Origin of the sequence: Micromonospora sp. NPDC051006 (genome assembly GCF_044456245.1) — a bacterium.
Lineage (GTDB): Bacteria > Actinomycetota > Actinomycetes > Mycobacteriales > Micromonosporaceae > Micromonospora.
Window position 1 is genome coordinate 230,134 of record NZ_JBITFP010000005.1, and the last position, 12,893, is coordinate 243,026.

The 12,893-nt window shown below is 70.4% G+C and carries 10 protein-coding genes and 1 pseudogene; 4 read left to right on the forward strand and 7 right to left on the reverse strand.

The window, feature by feature from the left end; all coding sequences use genetic code 11:
• Positions 1 to 14 precede the first annotated feature (14 nt).
• The 5 genes from ACIBBA_RS11765 to ACIBBA_RS11785 form a co-directional block, all read right to left on the reverse strand.
• On the reverse strand, positions 15 to 1,862 hold the full coding sequence (locus tag ACIBBA_RS11765; RefSeq protein WP_396696263.1) for a glycoside hydrolase family 15 protein: 1,848 nt from the start codon (positions 1,860 to 1,862) through the stop codon (positions 15 to 17).
• A 242-nt stretch (positions 1,863 to 2,104) separates the two neighbouring features.
• Positions 2,105 to 3,442 carry an MFS transporter gene (locus ACIBBA_RS11770; RefSeq protein WP_396696265.1) on the reverse strand — a complete coding sequence of 446 codons (1,338 nt, stop codon included), beginning with the start codon at positions 3,440 to 3,442 and terminating at the stop codon, positions 2,105 to 2,107.
• Between the two features lie 39 nt (positions 3,443 to 3,481).
• Positions 3,482 to 4,066, reverse strand: a complete 585-nt coding sequence (locus tag ACIBBA_RS11775; protein WP_396696267.1) for an NAD-dependent epimerase/dehydratase family protein — start codon at positions 4,064 to 4,066, stop codon at positions 3,482 to 3,484.
• Between the two features lie 515 nt (positions 4,067 to 4,581).
• The gene (locus ACIBBA_RS11780) at positions 4,582 to 5,250 is read right to left on the reverse strand and encodes a TOPRIM nucleotidyl transferase/hydrolase domain-containing protein (protein WP_396696268.1); all 669 of its coding nucleotides are present in this window, start codon (positions 5,248 to 5,250) and stop codon (positions 4,582 to 4,584) included.
• Positions 5,251 to 5,399: 149 nt separating this feature from the next.
• On the reverse strand, positions 5,400 to 6,839 hold the full coding sequence (locus ACIBBA_RS11785) for a PLP-dependent aminotransferase family protein (protein WP_396696270.1): 1,440 nt from the start codon (positions 6,837 to 6,839) through the stop codon (positions 5,400 to 5,402).
• Between the two features lie 163 nt (positions 6,840 to 7,002).
• Here ACIBBA_RS11785 and ACIBBA_RS11790 point away from each other — a divergent pair, with 163 nt between their 5' ends.
• Positions 7,003 to 7,932, forward strand: coding sequence for an SDR family NAD(P)-dependent oxidoreductase (locus ACIBBA_RS11790; RefSeq protein ID WP_396696272.1), 930 nt, complete (start codon positions 7,003 to 7,005; stop codon positions 7,930 to 7,932).
• A gap of 221 nt (positions 7,933 to 8,153) precedes the next feature.
• Here ACIBBA_RS11790 and ACIBBA_RS11795 read toward each other — a convergent pair whose 3' ends face one another.
• On the reverse strand, positions 8,154 to 10,025 hold the full coding sequence (locus ACIBBA_RS11795; RefSeq protein WP_396696274.1) for a hypothetical protein: 1,872 nt from the start codon (positions 10,023 to 10,025) through the stop codon (positions 8,154 to 8,156).
• 177 nt (positions 10,026 to 10,202) lie between these two features.
• On the opposite strand from ACIBBA_RS11795, the pseudogene ACIBBA_RS11800 reads away from it, so the two are divergent.
• Positions 10,203 to 10,289, forward strand: a pseudogene (locus tag ACIBBA_RS11800) (VOC family protein); the annotation flags it as partial.
• A 68-nt stretch (positions 10,290 to 10,357) separates the two neighbouring features.
• The gene (locus tag ACIBBA_RS11805; RefSeq protein WP_396696505.1) at positions 10,358 to 10,855 is read left to right on the forward strand and encodes a YcxB family protein; all 498 of its coding nucleotides are present in this window, start codon (positions 10,358 to 10,360) and stop codon (positions 10,853 to 10,855) included.
• A 33-nt stretch (positions 10,856 to 10,888) separates the two neighbouring features.
• On the opposite strand, the gene ACIBBA_RS11810 is transcribed toward ACIBBA_RS11805, so the two are convergent.
• Positions 10,889 to 11,755 carry an NAD(P)-dependent oxidoreductase gene (locus tag ACIBBA_RS11810; RefSeq protein WP_396696276.1) on the reverse strand — a complete coding sequence of 289 codons (867 nt, stop codon included), beginning with the start codon at positions 11,753 to 11,755 and terminating at the stop codon, positions 10,889 to 10,891.
• 105 nt (positions 11,756 to 11,860) lie between these two features.
• On the opposite strand from ACIBBA_RS11810, the gene ACIBBA_RS11815 reads away from it, so the two are divergent.
• The gene (locus ACIBBA_RS11815) at positions 11,861 to 12,883 is read left to right on the forward strand and encodes an LD-carboxypeptidase (protein ID WP_396696278.1); all 1,023 of its coding nucleotides are present in this window, start codon (positions 11,861 to 11,863) and stop codon (positions 12,881 to 12,883) included.
• Positions 12,884 to 12,893: the final 10 nt, after the last annotated feature.

The following is a 12,893-nucleotide window of genomic DNA, read 5'->3' on the forward strand; positions in this document are numbered from 1 at the left end:
CGGGCTGCGGCGGTCTACTGGCGGCGGCGGGCGTCGGCCTCGACGTCGAGCAGGTCGTTCAGCGCCAGCGCCGAGTTGATCAGGGAGAGGTGGCTGAACGCCTGCGGGTAGTTGCCGATCTGCTCACCGGTCGCGGCGATCTCCTCGGCGTACAGGCCGAGATGGTTGCTGAAGGTGAACATCTTCTCGAAGGTGAGCCGGGCGTCGTCCAGGCGACCGGAGCGGGCCAGCGCCTCCACGTACCAGAACGTGCACATGTTGAAGGTGCCCTCGTGCCCGGGAAGGCCGTCGGGGGAGTGGACCGGGTCGTACCGGTGGACCAGGCTGTCGGAGACCAGCTCGCGCTCGATGTTGTTCAAGGTGGACTGCCAGAGGGGGTCGCTCGGCGTCACGAAGCCGACCGCCGGCATGGCGAGCAGTGCCGCGTCCAGTACGTTCTCGTCGTACGCCTGCACGAAGCTGCCGCGTTCGCGATGGTATCCGCGGGCCATGACCTGGTTGTAGATCCGGTTGCGTTGCTCGGCCCAGATGGTGGTGTCTCCGGGTCGGCCGGTGCGGGTGGCGAGTCGGATGGCCCGGTCCAGCGCTACCCAGGACATCACCCGGCCGAAGGTGTAGTTGCGGGGGTGGTGGCGGCTCTCCCAGATGCCGGCGTCGGCCTGGTCCCAGTGGTGGCAGAGCCAGTCGACGAGCCGGACGGTGCTCTTCCACACCTGATGCGAGACGCGGATGCCCTGCTCGTCGGCGAGATGCATGGCGTAGAGGGCCTCGCCGTGGATGTCGAGTTGAAGCTGGTCGGCGGCGCCGTTGCCGATCCGCACCGGTCGGGAGCCGCGGTAGCCCTCCAGGTGGTCGAGAGTCTCCTCGTGCAGGTCGGAGGAGCCGTCCACCCGATACATGATCTTGAGCGGGTCCTGGTGGTCGCCGGCCTCGCGGATCCGCTCGTCCAGCCAGTTCATGTACCGGCTGACCTCCTCGGTGAAGCCGAGGCCGAGCAGCGCGTGCACCGAGAACGACGTGTCGCGTACCCAGGTGTAGCGGTAGTCCCAGTTGCGGGTGCCGCCGACCAGCTCGGGCAGCGCGGCGGTGGGCGCGGCGATCATCGCGCCGGTCGGCGCGTACGTCATGAGCTTCAGCGTGATGGCGGAGCGCTCGACCATCTCCCGCCACCGCCCGGTGTAGCGGGAGCGCTCGACCCAGCGCCGCCAGTAGTCCCGGGTCCACTCGAACATGCCCTGGACCTCTGTCGGCGGGACGATCCGTGGCTCCGTGGCGGCCGTCTCCAGGACCACCCCGCCGGTGTCACCCTCGTTCAGGGTGCCGTACGCGACCAGGTCGCCGTCCTCCATGCGGACTTCGCCTCCCTGGGAGATCATCTGCGCCACCGGGTCGATCGGGTTGAAGGTGAGCGCCGCCGATCGGCCGCGGAAGACGTACCCGTTGCGGTGGCGCTCCAGCTGGTGCTTCTCCCGGGCGTAGTCGAACCGGGGCCGGCACTCCACCCGGAACCGCATGCTGCCCCGGACCATGTTGACCATGCGGACCAGGCGGTGCGTGTCAGTGGCCAGATCGCCGGTGACCGGCATGAAGTCCATGACCTCGGCGACGCCGTCCGCGCTGATGAACCGGGTGATCAGGATCGGAGTGCCAGGCAGGTAGAGCTGCTTGGTGACGTACCGGACGTCATGTGGGGCGATGCGGAAGTAGCCACCGCGCTCGCGGTCCAGCACCGCGGCGAAGATGCTCGGCGAGTCGAAGCGCGGCGCGCAGAACCAGTCGATCGTTCCGTCGCACGTCACCAGCGCGGCGGTCTGCAGGTCGCCGATGAGCCCGTGATCCTCGATCGCCGGATAGCTCTCCACGTCGTCCCCCGGTCTCGACAGCCTCCTGGGCAGTAACCTAAGGGACGAATTGTCGAGTTCGGCACGATTACGTGCTCCGCCACCCTCTCGCGCGCCCCGGCGCGCCTCGACTGGCCCAGAGGTGAGAGACCCGCATCCGCAATGCCGTCCGCGCCCGCGGCCGCTTCTTCAGAGGGGTCTGTGGATCCAACGGATCGCGTTCACTTGCCAGGTCCTGCGTCGGGTGGCCTACGTTGCGTCCGTCAGCCGCGGGTGCGCCGTGTGATGCGGGTCTGGGCGGCGAGGCTGACGAGCACGAGGAGCACGGTCAACGCGGTGTAGCAGACGACCGCCGGCACCTCGCCGAGAGCGCCGACGAGTTGCCCCTCGATGACGATGGGTAGCCCGAAGGCGACGTAGGAGACGACGTAGATTCCGCCGACGACTCCCGCGCGCTGGTGCGCTGCCGCGAGCGGGAAGATGAGGCGCAGGGCGGCGGTGAAGGACGCGCCGAAGCCGACACCGGCGATGGCCTGCCCGACGATCATGACCACCAGGCTTTCGGCGAACACGCCGCCGATGATGCCGACGGCCCCGACGAGGGACGCGTAGATACCGATGGTCATCGCTCGCCGCGGGTTGATGCGGGCGAAGGTCAGTCCGACGACGGCCGACACGGCCGGTGCGACGAACCCGGCCAGGCCGTTGAGCAGTCCGCTGTCCAGGTGGAAGACGCTGCGGACCATGCTCGGAGCCAGCCCGCCGGAGAGACCTGCGAGCATCCAGACCGCGGCGACCACCGGCGCTGCGGCGGCGAACTCCGTTCGAGCGGCGGGCGGGATCGCGACACGCGGAACCATCGAGCGGAGCGCACCCGAGGTGCGGGGCATGGTCTCTGGCGACAGGGCAATGACGACGGCACCGAGAATCGTGAGGGCGATGAGGGCGGTGAAGACGATGGAGTTCGCCTGGGGCGTGAGCTGGATGGCGAGGCCGGCCAGGAGGGAGCCGACGCTCAGCCCGCCGGTCAGGCCGACGCTGCCGAGGATCGTGCCCAGCCTCTTCTTGTTCGGTGGGGCGAGTTCGACGAGCGCCGCGGTGAAGGCGGCTGTCGCGGCGCCGCTGGCGACACCTTGCACGATGCGCCCGGCGATCACCCACTCGATGTCCGGGGCGACGAGGAACAGGATGTTCGACGCGAGTTGGATGACCAACGCGCCGATCAGAACCGGGCGCCGGCCGACGTGGTCGGACAGCGACCCCAGGGTGAGGACGGCGGCGAGAAAGCCGATCGCGTAGACCGCGAACGCCAGCGTGAGCAGCGACGGGGCAAACTCCCACTGCTGCCGGTAGACCACCAGCAGAGGCGTCAGCACGCCGGCCCCCAGATAGAGGCTTGTGAACGCGAGCGCCGCGCCGGTGAGTGCAAGCCCGGCGGGGAGGGTGCGCCGCCGGCTGGCCGCGGCCGGATCGATGGTTCCCAGAATCGAGGACATGACAGCTCCATAGTCGGCCGCAGCGATGCGCGCGCCGAAGAATTGTGAAGGTGGGGCGGGGAATCCGCCGCCGGGCCACTGCCGTCGGGCCGGGATCTGGTCCACGGCCGAGTTCGGCGCGGCTCGGCGGCCGGATCGTGATCGCTAGTCGGTGATGACGACGACGCCTGACGGCGCGTCGATCAGTTCCAGCGTGCGCTCGGCGGCCCGGTCGATCTGGACCCGAGGCTCGGCGGGGATCTGCGCCTCGTTGTAGGTGCCGGGCCCATAGAACTGCCCGTAGCTCAGCACCACGCCACCCTCGGCGAGGATGGAGCGCTCCAGCTCGGCGACCGCCAGGGCATCGGGCCCGTCCGGCAACTGCCAGGCGACGGTCTGGGCCAGGATCTTCGGCGAGCCGCTCTGCCGGGCCGCCTCAATCAGGTTCTGGTTGCCCTCGGTCCGGATCCGGGCGTTCAGCTCCGCGTGCTCGCCGATCCTTTCCACCTCATCCGGCAGATCGGTCAGTTCGTTCAGGATGACGTCGGGTTCGAAGTCACGAACCGCCTGGATCAAGGCGTCGCGGTCGAAGACATCACACAGGATCGGCTCGGCGCCGAGCCGCGCCAGCACCTCGGTCTTGCTGGGCGATCGAGTCATACCACCGACCACGTGCCCGGCCTGAACCAGTCGGGGGATCAGCCGCTGCCCGATCACGCCGGACGCGCCGGCAAGAAATACCCGCATCATTTCTCCCAATTATTCATAGTTCGGTAGGTCGAGCTATGTGCGCTGCCGCCGCCGGACCGGACCGTCCTCGCGACGACTGGCCGCTACAGCGGTGCCGACAGCGCCCGCGCTGCGCGCTCTGGGGGCGTTATCCGTTTGCTGGTGCTTGGTTCGTGTTCACGGCCGCAAAGTTACGCGGCGGGTGGCACGGTGATCTGGTCCAGTTCTAGGGCAGATTCATGGGCCAATTCGGCAGTGATCCGGACCACCCATGTGTGCCAGCCGTTGCGAAACTCCGGTGTGCCAAGGCCAAGCGGCCGGACCCGTCACGGCTCAACCGATACCTCTCAGGCATCGGCCCTCTGCCAGATCGATCATTGCGCCTGCGTCCCGTGAGGCGCACTGGCGTGGCGGGCGGCCAACGACTGGCCGCTCACAGCAGCGATTCATGGGAGATCGAACGTTTTCCGCCGACCGGCCGGAGCGCCGGGGCGGCGAATGGGCGGTCATCACACAGGCAGAAGCTCGTGCCCGGGTCAGACGACGGTGAGCAACGCGTCGAGCGGCCGCGGCAGGCTATCCCGGGCGACTGCCGCCTCGACGAGCAGGCGTGCGTATCGCTGGTTACGCCGGGAGTTGCTGCGCAGGAACCGCCACATCTGCGCCTCGGGCTCCCGGCCGCGCCAGGCGGGCTGGCTCTGGAACGAGCGGAACGACCGCAGGTCACCCTGCGAGTCGTAGAGTGCTTCGACCCGCGCGGCGCCCAGGGCGCGGAGTAGCTCCTCCTCCAGATCCTTGACGCAGACGTAGAACCCTAGGCGCTCCATGTCGCTGCGTGCGCGGGGTGAGCCAACGAGGGCGGCTTCCAGTCCGCGCCGGAATAGCGCCTCCTCACGCACGTCGCACAGCCCGGCGAGTCGCACGCCGGGGCCCAGGGGGGCCAACCGTGTCAGGAAGTGGCCGATCGCATGCGCCCCGCCAATCGGCACGATCACGACTCGCTCCGCCTCGAGATCCCGGCCGCGGCCCACGGCGGCAGTCTCCAGTGCGATCTGGTCGCTGATGCCCTCGACGAGCACCACGGCCACGGCGGACTCGACCTTCGCCAGAGCGCGGGCCGTCGCCCGGATCGAGGCGGCATTGCCACCCAAGTGGCCATCGAGCGCCTCGGCGGGGGAGTCGTCAGCCTGTCGGGTCGTGGCCATGGCCGCATCATCGATGATGTGCCTGTCGGCCGACCAGGGATTTAGCCACGGCCTGCCTCGATGGGGAGAGGGGCCAGGCCGCCCGAGACCCGGCCCGTGGCCGACCCTGCCGGCACCGACGACACGGCAACCCTCTGACCGGGTCTGACCTACGGCATGACCCTGCACAGTGCGTCCAGCGCTCCCGCCCATGCGCTGTCCGAGGGGGCCGCGTAGTTGACCACCAGCGCGTCCCGCTCGGCCAACTGCCATCCCGAGTCGGCCAGCTCGTGGCGGAACTCGGCCATCCGGGCCACCGCCAGGCCCTGGCGGGCGGCCGCCTGGACGACCGAAGCCTCAGTGCCGGGCGGGAGCTCGAGGACCGCTTGCAGCCCGGCGGCCATTCCGGTCACGCGGACGTGGGGCGCCCGCTGAGCCAGCGCCGCGACCAACTCGTCCCGGCGGCGCCCGTAGCGGACGCGCATCGAGCGCACCTGACGGTCGTACGCGCCCGAGGCGATGAACTCCGCGAGCGTCAGCTGCTCCATCGCGCTCGACATGTAGTCGATGCCCCCCTTGGCAGCCGCGACCTCCGGGACCAGCTCCTTCGGCAGCACCATCCAACCGAGCCGCAGCCCGGGCGCCAGCGACTTGCTCGCCGTGCCGAAGTACACCACCCGCTCCGGGTCGAGGCCCTGCAGCGCGCCCACCGGCTGGCGGTCGTACCTGAACTCCCCGTCGTAGTCGTCCTCCAAAATCAGCCCGCCGGTAGCGCGGGCCCAGTCCACCGCCGCCGTGCGCCGCTGCGAGGTCAAGGCGACCCCTGTCGGGTATTGATGCGCCGGTGTCAACAGCGCCGCGCCCGCCGCGCTCAACCCCGCCAGGTCGTCGGTGCGCGCGCCGTGCTCGTCGACCCTGAGGGGCGGGATGCGCAGGCCGGCGCTGGTCAGCAGATCGCGATAGACGTCGAGGCCGTACGACTCGACAGCCAGCGCCGCCACCCGCCGCGCCCGCAGGACCTGCGCCATCAGCGTCAGACCGTGGTGGAAACCGGCGCAGATGACGAGCCGGTCGGGCTCGGCGTGTACCCCGCGAGCCCGCGCCAGGTAGTCCGCGAGGGCGGTACGCAGCTCCACCCGGCCGAGAGCGTCGCCGTAGCCGAAGGCATCGTTCGGGGCCGCCGTCAGAGCCCGGCGAGCTGCTTTGAGCCACTGCGTACGGGGAAACTCCGCGAGGGTCGGCGTGCCCGGCAGCAGGCCGTACGTGGGACGGCGCTGGGCGGGCCTCGCACGAGCAGCGGCTGGCGCCGCGCCGCGCGGTTCGGCCCGCTTGGCCACCCGCGTTCCGGAGCCCTGTCGGGCGGTGAGCCAGCCCTCGGCGACCAGTTCGGCGTAGCTGTCGGCAACGGTGTTGCGGGCGACGCCAAGATCGGCTGCGAGTGAGCGGGACGACGGTAGCCGGGTGCCGGGCACCAGACGTCCGGTGCGGATGGCCTCCCGCAGGGCATCCGTGAGCCCGGCGCGCAGCCCGGGGCCGGTCAGATCCAGGTGCAGGTCGGCGCCGAACACCGACGGTGAGTTGCCTTCCGAATTGGCCCGCGAATCTGCCACGAAAGCGGACGATATCGCAGGCTCATGGACCACGTAGCGTTGCGGGCATGACGTTCACCGACGGCACGCTGGGAGTGATTGTCACGCCCGTGGGTAGATGGTGGTTTCGTTCTGCCGTGTTGCGGGAGGTGTCATGGTCAGGCGTGGATCGTTCCGTGACGCCGTGGTGCTGATCACGGGGGCGTCGAGTGGAATTGGCCGCGCGACCGCGTTGGCGTTCGCTGACGAAGGGGCCAGGCTGGTGCTCGTCTCGCGCAGCCAAGAAGCGCTCGCGGAGGTGGAACACGACTGCCGGGCACGGGGTGGGCAGGTGCTGGTTGTGCCGACCGACATTGCGGATCCAGTGGCTGTGGAGCGGTTGGCCAGGCTGGCGGTGCAGCGGTTCGGGAAGATAGACGTCTGGGTTGAAGCGGTGGCCGTCGGCGTTGCCGGGCCGTTGGGCTCTGAATCGGTGGATGAGCTTCGTCGGCTGGTGGACACCAACGTATTCGGCACCGTGCTGTGCACCCGCGCCGCCCTAGCTGTATTTCAGGCGCAGGGCAGCGGCAACCTCGTGCTCGTCGGGTCACTGCTGTCTGTGTTCCCGAACCCGCTTGTGCCGCTCTACTCCATGACGAAGTTCGCCATCAGAGGGCTGGCCCTGAATCTTCAGCAGGAGGTTGCCCGGCATCCTCGGATACGGGTCTGTCTCGTGTTACCCGGCCCGGTCGACACGCCGTTCTTCCAGCGGGCCGCCAACCACTCGGGCCGCCAACTACGAGCTATCCCACCCGCGTACGCACCGGAGCGCATCGCTGCCACGGTCCTCGCATGCGCCCGCCGCCCGCGCAGGCAGGTGACAACCGGGGTGGTCTCGCACCTGGCGCTGTTCGCCCACCGGGTGGCACCGCGTGTCACCGAGTCGTTGGTCGCCCGGTGGAGCGCGACGTTCTTGACCAGGCCCGCCGCAGCCGCACCCGGGTTGGGGTCGCTGTTCGATCCACCACCGACCGGGGCGGTGCACGGCGGATATCGCCGCATCCGGGTCCGCCGTCGGCTCGGCGAGTGGCTGGGCGTGGCGCAAGCACGTAGGAATCGACCGACCCCAGGCTGACCGCCAGTACGACGCCCGCCAGGACGGGCCCGCCCGGCGCGGTGCCGGTCCGGCGAGGACCACGGTCACCCTGTCCGGAACCTCGTCGGACGACGTGCGCGTCAACCGGACCCCGTCGTGCGCTGATCGTGCCTGTGGAGGGGTCGTGGGCAGTGTCTCGCTGCCACACGGCCTCGTCAGACGGAAGCGGTCCTCTGCAGCGGCGGACCCGACAGTGGAGGTCAGTCGGTGGGGTGGCGGCCGGTGGAGCGGATTGACCGGCGAGCGCTCTCCTGATCAGGCTCGTTGTTCGCCACCGGGTTGCCCAGCCGGGTCACCCAGTCGACGAACTCCGCGTCCTGCCTCGGCAGCGGCTCGCCGTCGGCCGGGGTGCCCGCGCCGTCCCCGTCGGCCCGGGACTTGTTGCGCCGGAACAGGCCCAGCCTGCTGCTGGCCCGCCCGCCGGCACGTCCCGCCTCGACGGCGGATGCCGGGGCGGCCGGCGCGGGGACCGCGGCGACCGGATCGGTCCCGGCGGGGGCGGCCGGCGCGGCGCCGGTCGTGGGCGGGGGTCCGGCACGCTGGGCGGTCGCGAAGGCGTCCCAGTTCGCGGCCTGGTTCAGGTTGGGCAGAGGCGGCCGGTGCCGAGGTGGGAGCGCCGGTTCGGGCCGCTCCTGCGTGCCGGCCGAGTGGGTCGCCTCGGCGCCCGGAGCGGGCTCGGTCGAGGGCGGCACCCGCCGCGCCGGAACGACCGGCCAGGTCGCCTGAACCGGCGTCCGGTCGGTCTTCGGCGGCTGGTATATCCGGCGGGTCCCCGGGGCGACGAGTCCCCGTTCGGGAATCCCGTCGGGTTCGGTGTTGTCGGCCGCCTCCGCCGTCCCGCAGCCGTCCCCGCCGGGGCCCGCGGGAAGGTAGGCCGCCGTCGCGGGGACCGGTTCCGATGTCTCCGGGGTGTCGTCGAGGTCGGCCGATGTGGCGGGTGCCGCGGTGACAGCCGGTGCGGCGGTCCGGGTCGCGGAGCCGGCCGGTACGGCGCTGACGTCCCGGTCGCCGGCCGGCGCACCGAAGCCCAGCGGTTCGGCCGCGGTCGGGAGCTTCGCTGCGGTCGCGCCGACGACCGGCCCCGTGCCGGCCAACTCGACGGGCTCCGGCTCGTCGGTCGTACCACTAGTGGCCGGCGTCATGGCCTGCGGCACGGCGGGGCCGGCGGACGGCGGACGGAGGATGTCGCTCGGCTCGACGACCCGCGCCTCGGCGGTGCGCGGCAGGAGCGGCCAACGGAACGACGCGACGGCGGCCGAACCGAGCACACCGGCGGCGACGGCGAGCAGCGCGCCGTAGTACGGCGTGATCTGGTACCGGTCGACGGCGTCGCCGGGACCGGCGGTCAGGTAGGCGAACGCGACCAGCACCGTGCCGGCCGCGCCGGTCGCGCCGTTCACCAGCGGCGGATGCCCGCGCCAGCGGGCCAGCCCGCCGGTCACCGCGCCGATGAGCAGGGCCACCGCCGGCAGAATCAGGATCGCCTGCCGGTGTGCCGTGTCGGCGTCGAGTCCGGCCGGCTGCAGCACGCCGAGCCGTACGGCGGGCAACGGCCCGGCGGTTGCGAGCGACGGGACGGCCGAGACGAGCGCCAGCAGCCAGACCACGCCGCCCACCGCCGCCATGTTCCAGCCCAGCGGCGGCTTCACCAGTACGGCGATCGCGGCACCCGCGCCGACGAGCGCGCCGAGCGTCGCGCAGATGCCGACGGCCCAGATCGGGTCCACAGAGAGACGCTCCGCGGCCTGGGCCGGCCGGACACAGAGCGGCGCCACGACGGTGGCGCCCAGCGCGGCGGCGGCGGCGACGGCCACCAATCTGCCCGTGCTCCCCAGAGCCCCGTACCGGCGGGCCAGGCGTGCACTGACGACGGTGCCGGCCACGGCGGCGTGTGCCGCGAACCAGCCCACCCAGACAAGCTGGGCGGGCCACTGGTTGACGGCGGCGCCGGTGGGAGCGCCGCTGAGCTGGACGATGCCGACGCTGAATGCGATGCCAAGCTGACCGGCGCCGGCGAGCGCGCCCATCCCGAGCGCTGTGAGCAAAAGGTTACGCCAGGTGCGAGAGACCATGTCGGGCACGTTACGCATTTGGTACACCGTTTTGCACCGAAATGCCGGATCCCACGAAACCGACCGGCGGCGTCGTCCACCGCGACCCGGCACCGTCCACATGCTCACCAGCGTGGGCGGTACCATCGCGTCGATCCACCGTGCTGACCCTGAGAGGCCCGCCTCTGTGGTGGGTCGATGGCGTCGGTCAAGCAGATCCAAGTCACCTTCGACTGCGCAGAACCTGAGCGCGTCGCTCGTTTCTGGTGCGAGGTGTCGGGGTACGCCTCGTGATGCAGGACATCGAGGGCAACGAGTTCTGTCTCGACTGAGTGGGGCACTATCGTTCTGGCGTGCACATCCGTTTTGACGTCCCAGCCGATCCCGCCTACCCAGGCCGCGTGGCCGCAGCGCTCAGCAGTGTCCGGCTGCGCAAGTACGGCTACATCGGCGCGGTGCTGGCGGCGGTCGGCGCGATCGGTTTCGGCGTCTCGCGGGGGTTCGCGTGGGGCGACCGGATCACGCCGTTGTGCACGGCGATGGTCGTGGGTGGCCTGCTGTCGATGCTCTACTCGCCGTGGGTGCGGTTGCGCGCCCGGCGCCGCTCCAGTCGCTACGCCGTCGAGGGCGCCTACGACATCACCGACGACAACATCATGATGCGCAGCGGCTCGGAGTCCGGCGGCATCGCCTGGGACGGGGTCGCCCAGGTGAAGGACACCCCTGAGTTCTGGATCGTGTTCGTCGGCCGGATGCCGGCGACCGTGATTCCACGCCGCTTGATGTCCGCCGAGGACGCGGAGACGTTGCGAGCCTATATGGCCGAACGCGGACTGCTCCGGCTCCGGTGAACTCCGATGACCGGGTGTCCGGCTGGCCGAACACTAGCCGACCGTCGCGGTCAAGCCTTCGCCTCCGCGGCCGTCTGCGATGAGCGCTTCGATTCTCGCCGCCACCTCTGGTAGTCCGCCATCGCCGAGCCGTCGGCCAACCCGCAGGTCGATGAGGTGGCGGACGACCGTCAGATGCTCGGTGAGGTCGGCGGGGCCGGGGGGACAGGTGGCCCGCTCCATCTCCGAGACGGTGGCGGACAGCCCAGCCACCACGTGGCCGAGCTGCGTACTCGCCGTGTGGGAGAAATCCAGCACGTCGATACCGGCGTCACGTGCCGCGTCAAGGGCTCGAAGCAGGCCGAGTTGGGCGTCGTACCACAGCCCGAAGAGGGCGAGGTCCCAGACCGCGGCCGCCTCCGGCGCCTCCCCGACGAAGCGAGGCCTGCTCAGCAGCTCGAGGGTCGTCCGGTGCTGCTCGAACGCGTGCCGCGAGCCGCTGTACAAGATTGTTGCGGCGTCGGTGCCGATCATCTCGGGCGAGGCCTGAATCCCCGCGTCGAGGTACTGCGCCTCCAGCCTGGTGACCCGCTGGGCGGCCGACCAAGCTTCGCCAGGCGTACCCGTGTACATCCCGACAATCGTCTGCCCGGACAGGTCCCTGTCGAGCTGGGTGAGGCACTGCTCCACCGCTGCGTAGTCCTTGAGGGTCAGGAAGATGAGGGTGCTGGAGGACACCGCCTCCCGGACGGACCGCGCCGGTAGCGCCCCCGCGGCGACCAACTCCGTTGCCCGACTTTCGGTGCGGTTCCACACCGTGACGTCGTATCCACCTCTGAGCAGTCGATGTACCACCGCACTGCCGATGGCCCCCGTGCCAAGGATCGCGACCCTGGGTGCTGACTTGTCGACTTCGACCATGGCGCGATCGTCCAACGTCAAGCTCGCTTGAGGTCAAGTCGGCTGCTCCATCGCAACGCCGGTAAATGCGGAGCGTGTTGCTGAGGGTGTCGGGATACTGCCTCGGTGACCCTCCCCGCACTGCCTCGACCGCTTCGCCCTCGTGCCCTGCGGACCGGAGATCTCGTCGTTATCGCATCGCTGTCCGGGCCGCTCCATGCCGTTTACGAGCCCGACCTCGAGCAGGCGGTGGTCGTGCTCGAGCGGATGGGATTCCGCGTACGTCGGGCACCGCTACTGGAAGCAGGGCGGCAGCACTGGTGGAGCGCGGGTACGCCGGCGGAGATCGCCAGGGAGTTCAACGCCCTTCTGCGTGATCCTGAGGTGCGCGCCATCATCGCCCATGACGGCGGCCAGACGGCACTCGGCTACCTCGACCTGATCGACGTTGAGGCGATCACTGCCGACCCCAAGCCGATCCTCGGCTACAGCGACATCTCGCTGCTGCACCTGGTGCTCTATGCGCGCACGGGTCTGGTCGGGTTCCACGCCGACCTGGCCACGCCTGGACTCGGCGGGGCGTGGCAGGCCGCGCCCGCGGCGCGCAGAGCGGAGCTTGAGAAGCTCTACTCGACGCTGTTGACCGGTACGGAGCCGATCGGTGCGTTGCCTGCCAGCCCGTCGTGGGAGTGCTGGCGTGCCGGTCGTGCGGAGGGCCGGCTGATCGGCGGAGTGCTCAATCGCATCATGCGGGCGCAGGCGACGCGTTTCGCGCTGCCGCTCGAATGGTTCGACGGCGCGGTGCTGTTCTGGGAGGAGATGGGCGGCTACGCGTCCTGGGTGTGGAGCGATCTGCAGGTGCTGCGGCACTGCGGCATCCTCGATCGGATCGCCGGCATGGTCGTGGGCGTCCCGCACGCGATCGATGGACTCGGCGCGCCCGACGCGTCCCCGACCCTCCCCGAGATAGTCCTCGACGTCCTCGGCGACCGTGACATCCCGGTCCTGGGCAACGTCGAGTTCGGGCATGCCGGCCCGAATCTGCCGATGCCGGTCGGCATCCGGGTCGCCCTCGATGCGCAGCAGCGGAGTTTGTCGCTGCTCGAACCGGCGGTACGCCCGATCGTGGCGACCGGACCGGGCGCCTGAGTAACGCGGA